This window comes from Achromobacter sp. JUb104 (assembly GCF_024806975.1).
In the GTDB taxonomy this organism is placed as follows: Bacteria; Pseudomonadota; Gammaproteobacteria; order Burkholderiales; family Burkholderiaceae_B; genus Achromobacter; species Achromobacter spanius.
This window is the reverse complement of sequence record NZ_JANUEY010000002.1, coordinates 306,910-321,897: the sequence shown is the minus strand read 5'-3', so window position 1 is coordinate 321,897 and position 14,988 is coordinate 306,910. Positions and strand designations below refer to the sequence as shown.

Sequence of the window (14,988 nt, the reverse complement as noted above, 5' to 3'; positions counted from 1 at the left end):
CTTTAGCGCCCCAGGTAGACTTCGATCACGCGCGGGTCGGCCTGCACCTTGCTCATCGGCCCTTCGGCCAGCACCGAGCCTTCGTGCAGCACCGTCACCTTGCCGTCGCCCGCGATCTGGTTGACGAAGTCCATGTCGTGTTCCACCACCATCAGCGAATGGCGGCCGCGCAGTTCGTTCAGCAGCTCGCCGGTGCGTTCGGTCTCGGCGTCGGTCATGCCGGCAACCGGTTCGTCCAGCAGCAGTAACTGCGGTTCCTGCATCAGCAGCATGCCGATTTCCAGCCACTGCTTCTGACCGTGCGACAGCAGGCCGGCAGGGCGTTGCACTTCGGGGCGCAGGCGGATCAGGTCCAGCGTTTCGCCAATCTTGTCGGCTTGTTCGCTGGTCAGGCGCGAGAACAGCGTGGGCCGCACGCGCTTGTCCGTCTTCATCGCCAGCTCCAGGTTTTCAAACACGCTGTGCTGTTCAAACACCGTGGGCCGCTGGAACTTGCGGCCGATGCCCGCGTGCGCAATCTGCGCTTCGTTCAGGGTCGTCAGGTCGATGCTCTGGCCAAAGAATGCGGTGCCGGCGGTGGGCCGCGTCTTGCCGGTGATGACGTCCATCATCGTGGTCTTGCCCGCGCCGTTTGGGCCGATGATGCAACGCAGTTCGCCCACGCCGATATCCAGCGTCAGGTCGTTCAGCGCCTTGAAGCCGTCGAAGCTGACGGTAATGCCTTCCAGGTACAGGATGGCGCCGTGGCTGGTGTCCAGGCCCTTGGGGCTGACGCGGCCGTAGCCGGCGTCGCCGCTGGGGCCGCCGTCCAGCGTGGCCAGTTCGGTATGCGTGCTGGTCATGCCTTTTTCTCCTGCAAGCGTGCCGTGATGCGGCGGGCCAGGCCGACGATGCCGGTGGGCAGGAACAGCGTCACCAGCACGAAGATCAGGCCCAGCGCGTACAACCAGAATTCCGGCAGCACGCTGGTGAACCAGGTCTTCAGGCCATTGACCGCGCCCGCGCCGATGATGGGGCCGATCAAGGTGCCGCGCCCGCCGGTGGCCACCCAGATCACCATTTCAATCGAGGTCTCGGTGGACATTTCGCTGGGGTTGATGATGCCCACCTGCGGCACGTACAGAGCGCCCGCGATGCCGCACAGCACGGCCGACAAGGTCCACACGAACAGCTTGAAACCCAAGGGGTCGTAACCGATGAAGCGCAGCCGGCTTTCGGCGTCGCGCACGGCGGTCAGCACGCGGCCCAGCTTGGATTGCGTGACGATGCGCGCCAGGATCAAGGCGCCCGCCAAGGCCGCCAGCGTGATCCAGTACAAGGTGGCGCGCGTGCCCGGCGCGGTGATGTCAAAGCCCAGGATGCGCTTGAAATCGGTAAAGCCGTTGTTGCCGCCAAAGCCCGTGTCGTTGCGGAAGAACAGCAGCATGGCGGCGAACGTCAGCGCCTGCGTGATGATCGAAAAGTACACGCCCTTGATGCGCGAGCGGAAGGCGAAGTAGCCGAACACAAACGCCAGCACGCCCGGCACCAGCACCACCAGCAGCATGGCGTACCAGAAGTGTTCGGTGAAGGACCAGTACCAGGGGTAGCTCTTCCAATCCAGGAACACCATGAAGTCGGGCAGGTTGCTTTGGTAGACGCCGTCGCGGCCGATGGCGCGCATCAGGTACATGCCGTGCGCGTAGCCGCCCAGCGCAAAGAACAGGCCGTGCCCAAGCGACAGGATGCCCGCGTAGCCCCACACCAGGTCCAGGGCCAGCGCGGCCATGGCATAGCACATGAACTTGCCCAGCAGCGCCACGGCGTAGGCCGACACGTGCAGCGCATGGCCCGGCGGAAACACCAGGTTCAGCAGCGGCAGCAGCGCCAGCAGCGCGGCCGCCACGGCCAGGGCTGTCCAGGCGCGGCCTGAAAAAAGCGGGCGACGGGTCAGCAGGGTCAGATCGGTCAGCGCGGTCTGTTTCATTCAACGCTCCGGCCGCGGGGGGCGAACAGGCCTTGCGGCCGTTTTTGGACAAACAGCACAATCAACACCAGGATGGTGATCTTGGCCATGACGGCGCCCGCATAGGGCTCCAGGAATTTGTTCACGCCGCCCAGGCCCATCGCGGCGATGACGGTGCCGGCCAACTGGCCCACCCCGCCCAGCACCACCACCATGAAGGAATCCACGATGTAGCCACGGCCCAGGTCCGGCCCCACGTTGCCCAACTGCGACAGGGCCACCCCCGCCAGCCCCGCGATGCCGGAGCCCAGGCCAAAGGCCAGCATGTCCACGCGCCCGGTGGGCACGCCCACGCAATCGGCCATGCGTCGGTTCTGCGTAATGGCGCGCACGAACAGGCCCAGCCGCGTGTGGTTCAGCAGCACCCACACCAGGAACACCACGAAGAACGCAAAGCCGATGATGACGATGCGGTTGTAGGTCAGCACCAGCCCGCCCAGCACGTTGATGCCGCCGGACATCCAGCTGGGGTTGCCCACTTCCACGTTCTGCGCGCCGAACAGCGTGCGCACGCCTTGCATCAGCATCAGGCTGATGCCCCAGGTGGCCAGCAGCGTTTCCAAGGGGCGTCCGTACAGCCAGCGGATCACGGTGCGTTCCAGCGCCATGCCGACCAGCGCCGTCACTACGAACGCCAGCGGCAGCGCGGCCACCACATACCAGTCCAGCCAGCCCGGCAACCAGGCGCGGAACAGCGTCTGCACCACATAGGTCACGTAGGCGCCGATCATCAGCAATTCACCGTGCGCCATGTTGATGACGCCCATCAGGCCGAAGGTAATGGCCAGGCCCAGCGCGGCCAGCAGCAGCACGCTGCCCAGGCTGATGCCGTAAAAGAGGTTGCCCGCCCATTCGATGGTGGCCAGATGACGGTCGATCTGCTTGAGCGCCGTGGCCGCCGCATCGCGCACGGTCGCATCGGGCTCCGTGTAGACGCCGTCGCGCTGCTGCGTCAGCGAGGCCAGCACGGGGCGGAAGGCGGCGTTGCGTGTTTCGCCCAGTACCTCCACGGCATGCAGACGCTTGGCGGGGTCGGTGCTTTTCAATTCCAGGTTGGCCTGCGCGATCAACAGCGCCTCGCGCACGGCCTCGTTCTTTTCTGTAGCCAATGCTTTTTCAAGCATGGGCAGGCGCGCCGGGTCGCCCGTTTGTTGCAGGCGGCGCGCGGCATCCAGGCGTTCGTTTGGCTGGTCCGAGAACAAGCGCGAACCCGCCAGCGCGGCCTGGATGGCGCGGCGCAGGCGGTTGTTGATGCTGACGGTGCCGGAACCCGCAGGCAGATCCACGGCCGCGCCCGTCGTCGGATCGGTGGCGCGCGTGCTGTCGATGCCGATCAGCACGCGGCCATCGGCCGTTGCATAGAGCTGGTCATTGCCCAGCGCTTGCAAGACCGCGGCCGCGGCCGGGTCAGGGTACTGGCCCAGCGCGGCAATCGCTTGCAGCTTGGCGTCCGTGTCGTCGCCGGTCAGCGGCGCAAGCAGGGCCGGGTCCACGCCCGCCGCCGCCGCGGGCGCGGTCAGCAGTGGCATGGCCAGCAGCCACGCAAGAATGAAACGACGCAAGAAATGGGCGATTGCCGCGATGTGCATGCTAGCTCCGCTTAGAGGCCTTGCTTGCTTTCATTACCCGGGATGTACGGGCTCCAGGGTTGGGCACGGATCGGGCCCTTGCTCTTCCACACCACGTTGAACTGGCCGTCCGCCTTGATTTCACCGATGTAGACCGGCTTGTGCAGGTGGTGGTTGCTCTTGTCCATTTCGATGGTGTAGCCATCCGGCGCGCTGAACTTCTGGCCGCCCATCGCCGCGATCACCTTGTCCACGTCGGTGGTCTTGGCTTGTTCCACGGCCTGCTTCCACATGTGGATGCCGACGTAGGTGGCTTCCATCGGGTCGTTGGTCACGACCGTGTTGGCGTTGGGCAGGTTCTTGGCCTTGGCATAGGCCTTCCACTTCTTGATGAAGTCTTCGTTGACCGGGTTCTTCACCGACTGGAAGTAGTTCCATGCCGCCAGGTGGCCGACCAGCGGCTTGGTGTCCACGCCGCGCAGTTCTTCTTCACCCACCGAGAACGCCACGACCGGCACGTCGGTGGCCTTCAGGCCGGCGTTGCCCAGTTCCTTGTAGAAGGGCACGTTCGAATCGCCGTTGATGGTCGAGATGACGGCCGTCTTGCCGCCGGTGGCGAACTTCTTGATGTTGGCGACGATGGTCTGGTAGTCGGAATGGCCAAACGGCGTGTAGACCTCGTCGATGTCGCTGTCCTTCACGCCCTTGGAATGCAGGAAGGCGCGCAGGATCTTGTTGGTGGTGCGCGGGTAGACGTAGTCGGTGCCCAGCAGCACGAAGCGCTTGGCGCCGCCGCCATCTTCGCTCATCAGGTATTCCACGGCCGGGATCGCTTGCTGGTTGGGCGCGGCGCCGGTGTAGAACACGTTCTTCTCAAGCTCTTCGCCTTCGTATTGCACGGGGTAGAAGAGCAGGCCGTTCAGTTCCTTGAAGACCGGCAGCACCGACTTGCGCGACACCGAGGTCCAGCAGCCGAACACCACCGCCACCTTGTCTTGCGACAGCAGTTGGCGCGACTTCTCGGCAAACAGCGGCCAGTTCGACGCGGGGTCCACCACCACGGCTTCCAGCTTCTTGCCCATCACGCCGCCGTTGGCGTTGATTTCGTCGATGGTCATCAGCGCAACGTCTTTCAGCGACGTTTCCGAGATGGCCATGGTGCCCGACAAGGAATGCAGGATGCCGACCTTGATGGTGTCTTCGGCGGCGAATACCTGCGGCATCCAGCCGGACATGGCCAACAGGCTCACGGCGGTCAGTTGCTTAAGGGCTAGTCTGCGTTTCATGGTGACTCCTGATTGGTATGTGCCGGGTTGGCCGGCAGGAACGGTCTCTGAAAACAGTCGACAACAAGGACTTCAAGGACATCAAAGCAAAAGGCATGCCAAGTGCCCAAGGCCGGGCAGGCCGCTGTATGAAGAGGGGGTGTTTACGCGAATACGGCTGGGTCTTGCGCGCGTGGCGTGGTCGGATCAAAACCGTGCGTCATGCACAAAACAGGTGCGCATCCTGCCCGCTTGCGGTGCGGGCGTAGCGGCCGGGAAGCGGCGCGTGATGCCTGTTTGACGGCGTTGGCATGTGGCGCCAGAGGGAAAGCCGCGTAGCCGCCAAACATGGCACGCCGATTGCTTGGGAATCCGTACTTGTATACAAGAAAGGATTCCAGCATGAACGCCGCAGCAACGCAGACGAGCCCCATCGGTTGGACCATCGCGCAATGGCAAGCCGCCTATCGCGAAGGCGGGGCCCAGCCCGAAACGCTTTTGGCCGACTACGCCGCGCCGCAAGACGGGCCCGCAGACAATGCCTGGATTCAGCGAGTGGACCGCGCCACGCTGGACGAACAGCTGGACGGGCTGCGGCTGATGCTGGCCGCCGTTGGTGGCGACCTGGCGCGCCTGCCGCTGTATGGCGTGCCCTTCGCCATCAAGGACAACATCGACGCGGCCGGCTGGCCCACCACCGCCGCCTGCCCCGAATTTGCCTACACGCCGGGCGAGGACGCGACCGTGGTGCAGCGCCTGCGCGCGGCGGGCGCCATCCTGATCGGCAAGACCAATCTGGACCAGTTCGCCACCGGCCTGGTGGGCACGCGCTCGCCGCATGGCGCGGTGGCCAACACCTTCAACGCCGACTACGTCAGCGGCGGCTCAAGCTCGGGGTCCGCGTCGGTGGTGGCGCGCGGCATCGCGGCGTTTTCGCTGGGCACCGACACGGCGGGCTCGGGCCGCGTGCCGGCGGGCTTCAACAACATCGTGGGCTTGAAGCCGACCAAGGGCTGGCTCAGCACGGCAGGCGTGGTGCCGGCGTGCCGCACGCTGGATTGCGTGTCGATCTTTGCGCTGACCGTGGCCGATGCCGAGCTGGTGGCCGAGGTGGCGGGCGGCTTTGACGAACGCGATCCCTATTCGCGCAAGATGCCTGCCGGCGCCTCGCTGCCGTGGCCACGCGCGCCCAAGCTGGCCATCCCCGCCACGCTGGAATTCTTTGGCGACACGCAGGCGGCCACGGTGTTCGACGACGCCGTGCGTGCGTTGAAGGCCACCGGCGCCGAAGTGGAAGCGATAGACTTCGCGCCCTTCAACGAGCTGGCCGCGCTGCTGTATCAAGGACCTTGGGTGGCCGAACGCTTCGCGGCGGTGGAAGACCTGTGGAAGCAGACGCCGGACGTCATCAACCCCGTCGTGCGCGGCATCGTCGAGCAAGCCGCCAACTACAGCGCGCTGGATGCCTTCAAGGCCGAATACCGCCGTGCTGACTTGACGCGGCGCATCCATCAGGCGCTGGCGGGCTTTGATGCGCTGGTGGTGCCGACGTCTCCGTCCATCTACACCATCGCGCAGCTTCAAGCTGACCCGGTCACGCTGAATTCGCGGCTGGGTGTCTATACCAACTTTGCCAACCTGGCCGACTTGTCTGCGCTGGCGGTGCCGGCCGGCATGCGCGCCGACGGCTTGCCGTCGGGCATCACGCTGATCGGCCTGGCCTGGCAGGACCGCGCGCTGGCGCAGTTCGGCCGCCTGTGGCAAGCGCAGCGCGGCCTGCCGCTGGGCGCCACGGGCGCGCCGCTGCCGGCCGGCATGGACGTGGCGACCCCGCCCGCCGATACCGTGCGTGTGGCGGTGGTGGGCGCGCACCTGACCGGCATGCCGCTGAACCATCAACTGACGTCGCGCCACGCGGTGCTGGTGGAAAAGACCCGCACGGCGGGCGACTACCGCCTGTATGCGCTGGCCAACACCACGCCGCCCAAGCCGGGGCTGGTGAAGTCCGAGTCCGGCGCGCCGATTGAAGTGGAACTGTGGGATGTGCCGGTGACGGCGTTCGGCGCCTTCGTGGCCGAGATTCCCGCGCCCTTGGGCATCGGCACGCTGGAGCTGGAAGACGGCCGCCTGGTCAAGGGCTTCATCTGCGAACCACGCGGCCTGGATGGCGCGCGCGACATCACCACCTTTGGCGGCTGGCGCGCCTATCTGGCGAGCCTTAGTGCTGCTGCCGGCGCCAACTCCAACGCCACCCCCCGCTAACCCCGCAAGCCATTTGGGAGCCGAACCGTGTTCGATACCGTTCTGATTGCCAACCGCGGCGAGATCGCCGTCCGCGCCATCCGCACCCTGAAGCGGCTGGGCATCCGTAGTGTGGCCGTGTATTCCGACCCCGACCGCAACGCCGCGCACGTGCGCGAGGCCGATGTGGCCGTGGCCTTGGGCGGCGAAAAAGCCGTCGACAGCTACTTGCGCATGGACCTGCTGCTGGCGGCCGCGCGCGAGCATGGCGCACAAGCCATCTACCCCGGCTATGGGTTCCTGTCCGAAAGCGCGGAATTCGCCGAAGCCTGCGAAGCGGCGGGCATTGCGTTCGTGGGGCCTACGCCCTTGCAGATCCGCGAGTTCGGGCTGAAGCACCGTTCGCGCGAACTGGCGGCCGAAGCGGGCGTGCCGATGACGCCGGGTACGGGGCTCTTGGCCAGCCTGGGTGAAGCGCTGTTGCACGCGGAACGCATCGGCTACCCGGTCATGCTCAAGAGCACGGCTGGCGGCGGCGGCATCGGCTTGTCGCGCTGCGAGAACGAAGCGGAACTGACCGTGGCGTTCGACAGCGTGCAGCGCATGGGCGAACACTTCTTCCGTGATGGCGGCGCGTTCATCGAACGCTATGTGGATAACGCGCGCCACGTGGAAGTGCAGATCTTTGGCGATGGCGCGGGCCGCGTGCTGGCGCTGGGCGAACGCGATTGCTCGGTGCAGCGGCGCAATCAGAAAGTGATCGAGGAAACGCCCGCGCCGCTGCTGCCGGCCGCGACACGCGCGGCCTTGCTGGCGGCGGCCGTGCAGTTGGGCGAGTCGGTGAACTACCGCTCCGCCGGCACCGTTGAATTCATCTACGACCCGGCCCGCGACAGCTTTTATTTTCTGGAGGTCAACACGCGCTTGCAGGTCGAGCATCCGGTGACGGAGGCCGTTACGGGCCTGGACCTGGTGGAATGCATGCTGCGCGTGGCCGCGGGCGAAGCGCTGGATATCGCCGCGATGTCGCGCGCGCCGCAGGGTGCGTCCATCGAAGTGCGCCTGTACGCTGAAGACCCGCTGCGCCAGTTCCAGCCGTCGCCGGGCGTGCTGACCGAGGTGTCCTTCCCTGAAGGCGTGCGGGTGGATGGCTGGGTGGCGACCGGCACCGACGTGCCGGCTTTCTACGACCCCATGCTGGCCAAGCTGATCGTGCACGCGGACACCCGCGAAGCCGCCTTGGATAAGCTGGCTGACGCGCTGGCGCGCACGCGGCTGCACGGCATTGCCACCAACCTGGACTACCTGCGCCAGATCGTCGCCGACGAACGCTTCCGCGCCGGCAAGCTGTCCACGCGCTTCCTGGAAAGCTTCACGTACCGGCCCGCCGCCATCGAAGTGCTGGAAGCCGGCACCTACACCAGCGTGCAGGACTACCCCGGCCGCACGGGCTACTGGGACATCGGCGTGCCACCCTCGGGCCCGATGGACGACTATGCCTTCCGCCTGGCCAACCGCATCGTCGGCAACGCGCCGGACGCGGCCGGCATCGAGGCCACGCTGATTGGGCCGACCTTGCGCTTTCACGGCGACACCGTCGTGGCGCTGACCGGCGCCGAATGCGCCGCCACGCTGGACGGCGAACCCGTGCCGATGTGGCAGCCAATTGCCGTGCGTTCGGGTCAGGTGCTGGCCACCGGCCGCGCGCTGTCGGGCTGCCGCAGCTACCTGGCCGTGCGCAACGGGCTGGACGTGCCGGTTTACCTGGGCAGCCGCTCGACCTTTGCGCTGGGCCAGTTCGGTGGACACGCCGGCCGCACGCTGCGCGTGGGCGACATGCTGCCCTTGGTGCGACCGGAGCTGGGCGAGGGTGTTGTCGCCGCGCCGGTGGCAGAGCCGATGCCCGCGCCGGCCGAGCTGATTCCCACCTACGGCAACACCTGGGAAATCGGCGTGCTGTACGGCCCGCATGGCGCGCCGGACTTCTTCCAGCCCGAAGCCATCGACACCTTCTTCGCGGCGGATTGGGAAGTGCACTACAACTCGAACCGCCTGGGCGTACGCCTGATCGGCCCCAAGCCCACCTGGGCGCGCGAGAACGGCGGCGAGGCGGGCCTGCACCCGTCGAATATCCACGATTGCGAATACGCCATCGGCAGCATCAATTTCACGGGCGACAGCCCTGTCATCCTGACGCGCGACGGTCCCAGCCTGGGCGGCTTTGTGTGCCCCGTCACCATCGCGCGCGCCGAACTGTGGAAGGTGGGCCAGGTGAAGCCAGGCGACCGCATCCGCTTCGTGCGCATGGACTATCCGCAAGCCGTGGCGCTGGAAGCCGCGCAAGACCAAAGCGTGGCGGCGCTGTCGGCGGTAGCGCCCGAGGCAACCGCGCCATCGCCCGTGCCCGCCACGGTGTCCGAAACCATCGTCGCCGCCTTGCCGGCCGAGGGCTCGCGCCCGTCGGTGTCGTACCGCCAGGCGGGTGACGGCTACCTGCTGCTGGAATATGGCGACAACGTGCTGGACCTGGCGTTGCGCATGCGCATTCACTTGCTGATGGAGGCGTTGAATGCCGACCCGATCGAGGGCGTGCAGGAATTGTCGCCGGGCGTGCGCTCGTTGCAGATCCGTTACGACAGCCGCCAGATTCTGCAAGGTGCGTTGATCGAACGCTTGTTGAAGATCGAAGCCGGCCTGGCCGACGTGGCCACGCTGAAGGTGCCCACGCGCGTGGTCTACCTGCCCATGGCCTTCGAGGATTCGGCCACGCTGGGCGCGGTGCAGCGCTATCAGGAAACCGTGCGCGCCAACGCGCCGTGGCTACCGAACAATGTGGACTTCATCCAGCGCATCAATGGGCTGGCCAGCCGCAACGACGTGCGCGACATTGTGTTCGACGCCAGCTACCTGATCATGGGCTTGGGCGACGTGTATCTGGGCGCGCCTTGCGCGGTGCCGATCGATCCGCGCCATCGCCTGCTGACGTCCAAGTACAACCCGGCGCGCACGTTCACGGCGGAAGGCACGGTGGGCATCGGCGGCGTGTACATGTGCATCTACGGCATGGATTCGCCGGGTGGGTATCAGTTGGTCGGCCGCACCTTGCCCATCTGGAACAAGTTCTTGAAGAATCCGGTGTTCCAGAACGGCAAGCCCTGGCTGTTGCGCTTTTTTGATCAGGTGCGCTTCTACCCGGTCACCGAGGCCGAGCTGGATGTGCTGCGCGAAGACTTCCGCGAAGGGCGCGCGACCGTGCGCATTGAAGAGGAAGTGTTTGATTTCGCCGCGCACCAGCGCTTTTTGGCCGAGCAGGCGGACAGCATCGCCGTGTTCCAGACGCGCCAGAAAAGCGCCTTCGACGCCGAAGTGGCGTTGTGGAAGAGCGAGGACGTGGCGGTGGAGCAAGAGGCGCCGGCTCAAGAGGCCGAGGCCGACACGGCACTGCGCGAGGGCGAACGCCTGGTCAGCGCGGATATGTGCGGCAACATCTGGAAGATTCCGGTCCAGGTGGGGCAGAGCGTATCGGCGGGCGACACGCTGGTGGTGGTCGAGGCCATGAAGATGGAGCTGTCGGTGATTGCGCCCGCGTCGGGCACGGTCACGGCGATCCGCTGCGTGCCGGGCAAGCCGGTGAACGCGGGCGACCCCTTGGTGGTGCTGGCGGAAGACGCCACCTGCACCGTGGCGGGATGATGCGCCTGGAATCCGTCCAGGTCAGCCCGGCGATCCGGCAGGCGCCGGCGCTGGCCGGGTCACTGGCTGACCAGGTGTATCAGCGCATCAAGGACGATTTGTTCGATTTCCGGATGCTGCCGGGTGAGCGTTTTACCGAGGCGGACCTGGTGGCGCGGTTGGGCGTCAGCCGTACCCCGGTGCGGCTGGGCTTGGCACGGCTGGAGCGCGAAGGCTTCGTGCTGGCCAGCCCGCGCAGCGGCTGGCAGGTGCGGCCGTTCGATTTTGAACGCTTCGAAGCGCTGTACGACGTGCGGGTGGTGCTGGAACAGGCGGCGGTGGACAAGCTGTGCACGCGCGAGCACATGGACGAGTCCGGCATTCTGGGTGCGTTGAAAGACGTTTGGTTGGTGCCGCCACCCCAGCGGATTCTGGACGGGCGGCTGGTGGCGCAGTTGGATGAGGCGTTCCATTGTTCATTGGTGGCGGCGGCCGGGAATCCGGAGATGGCGCAGATACACCGGGACGTGACGGAGAAGATCCGCATTGTCCGGCGGCTGGATTTCACGAAGGATTTCCGGGTTGATGCGACGTATGACGAGCATGCAGCGATTTTGCGCGCGGTGCTGGCGCGGCGCGGGGATGAGGCGGCAAGGATGCTGAAGTCGCATATTGAGATGAGCAAGGCGGAGGTACGGAAGATCACGCTGCATATGCTGCATGAGGCAAGGGAAGGGGGGAGGTGAGGGGGGGTGTTCGATGGGTTGCGCGCGATCGGGGGTGGGGTTTTGGCGGCGGACCTTGCGCGCTACCCATCCTACGGTGGGCTCGGGAATTGTAGGATGGGTGAAGCGCGGGAATGCCTTCTAAAGAACACCGGCGCTGATCGCGCGTAACCCATCGGGCGGTGCCCGCGACGTGATCCATCCGGGGTTTACCCGCCGTGACCGAATCACATTCGCTACCCCTGCAACTGCCTATATACCTCTTGCGACACCCGTTGCAGTTCATCCCGGCTGACTGCGCCGGACAGGGCGTAGCCGAACTGGCCTTCCACCCAATAGAACACCCGTACCGCCCCTTCCTGCGTGAACTGGAACGCGGTCTGGCCGCCCGCGGCTTCGCGGGTGACGTACAACGTCAGCCTTTGCCCGTCGGCCGCGCCGTACATGAACTGTGCCACCGGTCCCGAGCCGCCGGGCAACAAGCGGCCGCCCACCAATTCATAACCTGCTTGCGATAGTGATGGCGCGCGCACCGGTGCGCCCATGCGCTTGGTCAACCACGTGACCAAACCCTTTTCATTGTCGGCGCTGACTTCCACCGGGCGGCCCATGTCGGGTGCATACACCGCATGCGCGATGGCGGCGCGTTGGGCGTAACCGCCCGCCGCGCGGTCCGGGCCGGCGGTGGCCAGCACGGTTTGCAGATGGCGCGCATCCATCGCGCCGCGTACCGTCCATGCCGCGCCCGCGCTGACCGCCGCGATCGCCACGCCGGCCGCCAAGGCACGCCACGGCAACTGCCGTGTCGGCGCCTTCAAGGGCAAGCGCAAGGGCAACGGTTCATCCAGCACTGGGTCCAGCAGCGCATGCAGCGCGCGGCGTTGCGCCTGCCAGTCCGCCACGCGGGTCTGGTCCTGCGGATGCGAGGCCAGGAACGCGTCGACCTCGGCATGGCGGGCAGGGGCCAACTGGCCGTCCGCATAGGCATGCAGATCGGCTTCGGTGATGGGGCTGCCCGAGCTGGGCACCGGATGGAGGGATTTTTCGTTCATGTCATTTCACGCGATGCAAGCGGCTGACCGAATCGTGTCCGCGCATCAGCGCGCCCAGCTTTTCACGGGCGCGCGACAGCCGGGACATGACCGTGCCGATGGGCACGTCCAGCACGCGCGCGGTGTCCTGGTAGGACAGGTCTTCCACGCAGATCAGCAACAGCACTTCCCGCTGCTCGGGCGGCAGGGCTTGCAGGCAGCGGTCCAGGTCGCGCACCTCCAGTTGATCGGTCTGCGTGGCGCGCACCGGCATGTCGGGCAGATCGCCCGGGGCGGTCTGATCCGCCCGCCGGCTGTTGGCGCGTACGCCGTCGATGAAATGGTTGTGCATGATGCCGAACATCCAGGCCCGCAGCTCGCCGCGCTTTTGCCATCGCGAATAGCGGCTCCAGGCGCGCTCCAACGTGTCCTGAACCAGGTCATCGGCCCGATGCGGGTCGCCCGTCAGCCCACGCGCGTATCGCCGCAGGCTGGGGATGCAGGCCAGGATCAGGGCCTCGTCGTCGGCGCGCATGGCAGCCAGGCAGGAGCCGTCGCGGATCAGGGCTTGATGACGTGCCAGACTTCCTTGAAGTTGTCGCCGGTCTTGTCGCCCGGCTTGGTGTCCTTCACGTACAGGTAAACGGGCTTGCCTTTATGGGCCCATTGCTTGGAGCCGTCGTCGCGGGTGATGACGGTCATGTCGCCCATGGGCTTGGCGTCGGCGGGGGCGGCGACGGGCGGCCAGACCTTGGCGCACCCGTCGTTGCAGGCGCTTTTGCCGCCAGCGTCTTTGTCGAAGGTGTAGAGCGTCATGCCCGCGCTGTTGACCAGGATGCCGTCTTGCGTTTTGACGGCTTGGGCGTGGGCGCCGGCCGAGAACAGGGCGGCGGAGCCAAGAACCAGGGCGGCGGCGATATGTGTGCGCATGTTGAGCCTCGTACGTAGATGGGGGAAAGGGATGACTGCCCGCTACAGACGTCGGCCATGGCGGGATTATTCCCGTCAGCCCAAAAAAATCTGCAACGTTCAGCCGACCGGCCGACCAGCGCCGGGTTCGTAACGCATTTCAAACTCCAGGTCGGTCTCCTTGACGGGGGTGAAACCCAGGGCTGCATAGAGCCGCTGGGCGGGGTTGCCTTTCAGCACGCTCAGGGTGACGGGCGCGCCTTCCGCGTCCGCCCGGTCCAGCACGGGCTCGATCAGGCGGCGGCCCAGGCCCATGCCCTGGAAATCCGGCGCGATTTGTATCTGCACAATGTGCCACCCGTCCGTATCGCGGTAATGCTTGAACAGGCCGGCGGGGCGGCCATCCACCCAGACAATTTGCGCGTCGTCGAAGTGGTACTGGATGCGGGCCAGATGATGTTCGTCAGTCGCTGGCGCACCGGCGCGTTCCATATGTTCCTGCATGGTGGCTTTGCGCAGCGCCAGCAGAAAGGGCAGGTCTTCTTCGGTGGCGGGTTGCAGCGCCAGGGAATGCTCCGGGGCAGGGGAATACGTCATGGAATTACGGCTGCGTAAGGGGTTCTGCGGAGGGCGTTTTGCGTTTGGCCGTCTTGCCGGCCTGATGGATCAAGTTATAAAGCTGTTGCGCGGCGGGCGCCAGGGGGCGGCCGCGCCGGGCGATCAAGCCCAGCGTGCGCGTGACGCGCGGGTGTTCCAGCTTGACGCTCGTCAGCGTGGCATGCCCCGCCAGCGGCATGGCCAACTGCGGCACGGCGGCCACGCCCAGGCCCGCTTCCACCAGACCCAGCAAGGTCATCACGTGGCTGACCTCAAACGCGCTGACGGTGCGCTTGCCGCTCTTTGCCAGCGCATCGTCAATCAACAGGCGGTTGCCGCTTTCTTTCGCGACCGTCATGAAGCGTTCCTGCGACAGCGCTTCCCAGGACACGCTGCGGCGGCTGGCCAGCGGATGGTCGCGCCGCACCGCCAGAACGAAGTCTTCCCGCAGCACCGCCTTGAAATCCACGTCCGGTTCCTGCGTGCCGAAAAAACTGATGCCGAAATCAGCGCGACCCGTCACCACGCTGTTGAGCACCGTGTTGGCGGTTTCGTCGATGATGCGCACGCGGATGCGCGGGAAGCGCTCGGTGTAGTCGCGGATGACGGACGGCAGGAAGTAATAGGCCACGGACGGCACACAGGCCACCGTCACCAGCCCGCCGCGCTGCGCGGCCAGGTCGCCGATGCTGAGCACGGCGCTTTCCAGTTCGTCGATGGCGCTGCGCGCGCGCTCCAGGAATACGCGCCCCACCTGCGTCAAGGCCACGCGCCGCGTGGTGCGTTCCAACAGGCGCGCACCCAGGATGCTTTCCAGCTTGTCGATGCGCCGGCTGAGCGCGGGCTGCGATAAATGCAGGTCGTCGGCCGCCGCGCGAAAGCTGGCGCGTTCGGCCACCGCCACGAAGGCCTGCAATTCCTGTAAATCGAAATTGATGCGTGCCATGCATTAATCCATCCGTAAGTTGCAATTCA

General features: G+C 66.1%; 12 protein-coding genes. 3 read left to right on the top strand and 9 right to left on the bottom strand.

Annotation, left to right across the window (positions count from 1 at the left end):
• Nucleotides 1-2: 2 nt before the first annotated feature.
• From urtD to urtA, 4 genes are read right to left on the bottom strand one after another with little or no spacing between them, the layout of a single operon-like run.
• Nucleotides 3-842, bottom strand: a complete 840-nt coding sequence (gene urtD, locus M2361_RS13435) for an urea ABC transporter ATP-binding protein UrtD (protein WP_100854756.1) — start codon at nt 840-842, stop codon at nt 3-5.
• Nucleotides 839-1,966 carry an urea ABC transporter permease subunit UrtC gene (urtC, locus tag M2361_RS13430; protein ID WP_100854757.1) on the bottom strand — a complete coding sequence of 376 codons (1,128 nt, stop codon included), beginning with the start codon at nt 1,964-1,966 and terminating at the stop codon, nt 839-841. Before urtC ends, urtD begins: the two co-directional genes overlap by 4 nt.
• On the bottom strand, nt 1,963-3,594 hold the full coding sequence (gene urtB / locus M2361_RS13425; protein WP_259249669.1) for an urea ABC transporter permease subunit UrtB: 1,632 nt from the start codon (nt 3,592-3,594) through the stop codon (nt 1,963-1,965). Before urtB ends, urtC begins: the two co-directional genes overlap by 4 nt.
• 11 nt (nt 3,595-3,605) lie before the next feature.
• Nucleotides 3,606-4,859, bottom strand: a complete 1,254-nt coding sequence (gene urtA / locus M2361_RS13420; protein ID WP_100854759.1) for an urea ABC transporter substrate-binding protein — start codon at nt 4,857-4,859, stop codon at nt 3,606-3,608.
• 381 nt (nt 4,860-5,240) lie between these two features.
• On the opposite strand from urtA, the gene atzF reads away from it, so the two are divergent.
• From atzF to M2361_RS13405, 3 genes are read left to right on the top strand one after another with little or no spacing between them, the layout of a single operon-like run.
• Nucleotides 5,241-7,100, top strand: a complete 1,860-nt coding sequence (gene atzF / locus M2361_RS13415) for an allophanate hydrolase (protein WP_259249667.1) — start codon at nt 5,241-5,243, stop codon at nt 7,098-7,100.
• 27 nt (nt 7,101-7,127) lie between these two features.
• Entirely contained in the window at nt 7,128-10,772 is a 3,645-nt protein-coding gene (gene uca / locus M2361_RS13410; protein ID WP_259249666.1) for an urea carboxylase, read from the top strand.
• Nucleotides 10,769-11,497 (top strand): GntR family transcriptional regulator, encoded by a 729-nt coding sequence (locus M2361_RS13405; RefSeq protein ID WP_259249664.1) that lies wholly within the window; start codon nt 10,769-10,771, stop codon nt 11,495-11,497. The genes uca and M2361_RS13405 overlap by 4 nt, the downstream gene beginning before the upstream one ends.
• Nucleotides 11,498-11,712: 215 nt before the next feature.
• On the opposite strand, the gene M2361_RS13400 is transcribed toward M2361_RS13405, so the two are convergent.
• From M2361_RS13400 to M2361_RS13380, 5 genes are all read right to left on the bottom strand, one after another.
• The gene (locus tag M2361_RS13400) at nt 11,713-12,528 is read right to left on the bottom strand and encodes an anti-sigma factor (protein ID WP_259249662.1); all 816 of its coding nucleotides are present in this window, start codon (nt 12,526-12,528) and stop codon (nt 11,713-11,715) included.
• A gap of 1 nt (nt 12,529) precedes the next feature.
• Nucleotides 12,530-13,042 carry an RNA polymerase sigma factor gene (locus tag M2361_RS13395; protein ID WP_259249661.1) on the bottom strand — a complete coding sequence of 171 codons (513 nt, stop codon included), beginning with the start codon at nt 13,040-13,042 and terminating at the stop codon, nt 12,530-12,532.
• A 26-nt stretch (nt 13,043-13,068) separates the two neighbouring features.
• Nucleotides 13,069-13,437 (bottom strand): hypothetical protein, encoded by a 369-nt coding sequence (locus M2361_RS13390; RefSeq protein WP_259249659.1) that lies wholly within the window; start codon nt 13,435-13,437, stop codon nt 13,069-13,071.
• Between the two features lie 99 nt (nt 13,438-13,536).
• The gene (locus M2361_RS13385; protein WP_259249657.1) at nt 13,537-14,013 is read right to left on the bottom strand and encodes a GNAT family N-acetyltransferase; all 477 of its coding nucleotides are present in this window, start codon (nt 14,011-14,013) and stop codon (nt 13,537-13,539) included.
• Nucleotides 14,014-14,017: 4 nt separating this feature from the next.
• Nucleotides 14,018-14,959: a LysR family transcriptional regulator gene (locus M2361_RS13380; RefSeq protein ID WP_259249656.1), complete on the bottom strand. Its 942-nt coding sequence runs from the start codon at nt 14,957-14,959 to the stop codon at nt 14,018-14,020.
• Nucleotides 14,960-14,988 lie beyond the last annotated feature (29 nt).

What these genes read in the sequence shown, in the direction of transcription:
- M2361_RS13380 (WP_259249656.1), bottom strand. Translation starts at nt 14,959, where the DNA reads ATGGCACGCATCAATTTCGATTTACAGGAATTGCAGGCCTTCGTGGCG.
- urtB (WP_259249669.1), bottom strand. Translation starts at nt 3,594, where the DNA reads ATGCACATCGCGGCAATCGCCCATTTCTTGCGTCGTTTCATTCTTGCG.
- M2361_RS13390 (WP_259249659.1), bottom strand. Translation starts at nt 13,437, where the DNA reads ATGCGCACACATATCGCCGCCGCCCTGGTTCTTGGCTCCGCCGCCCTG.
- M2361_RS13395 (WP_259249661.1), bottom strand. Translation starts at nt 13,042, where the DNA reads ATGCGCGCCGACGACGAGGCCCTGATCCTGGCCTGCATCCCCAGCCTG.
- M2361_RS13400 (WP_259249662.1), bottom strand. Translation starts at nt 12,528, where the DNA reads ATGAACGAAAAATCCCTCCATCCGGTGCCCAGCTCGGGCAGCCCCATC.
- urtC (WP_100854757.1), bottom strand. Translation starts at nt 1,966, where the DNA reads ATGAAACAGACCGCGCTGACCGATCTGACCCTGCTGACCCGTCGCCCG.
- urtA (WP_100854759.1), bottom strand. Translation starts at nt 4,859, where the DNA reads ATGAAACGCAGACTAGCCCTTAAGCAACTGACCGCCGTGAGCCTGTTG.
- urtD (WP_100854756.1), bottom strand. Translation starts at nt 842, where the DNA reads ATGACCAGCACGCATACCGAACTGGCCACGCTGGACGGCGGCCCCAGC.
- atzF (WP_259249667.1), top strand. Translation starts at nt 5,241, where the DNA reads ATGAACGCCGCAGCAACGCAGACGAGCCCCATCGGTTGGACCATCGCG.
- M2361_RS13385 (WP_259249657.1), bottom strand. Translation starts at nt 14,013, where the DNA reads ATGACGTATTCCCCTGCCCCGGAGCATTCCCTGGCGCTGCAACCCGCC.
- M2361_RS13405 (WP_259249664.1), top strand. Translation starts at nt 10,769, where the DNA reads ATGATGCGCCTGGAATCCGTCCAGGTCAGCCCGGCGATCCGGCAGGCG.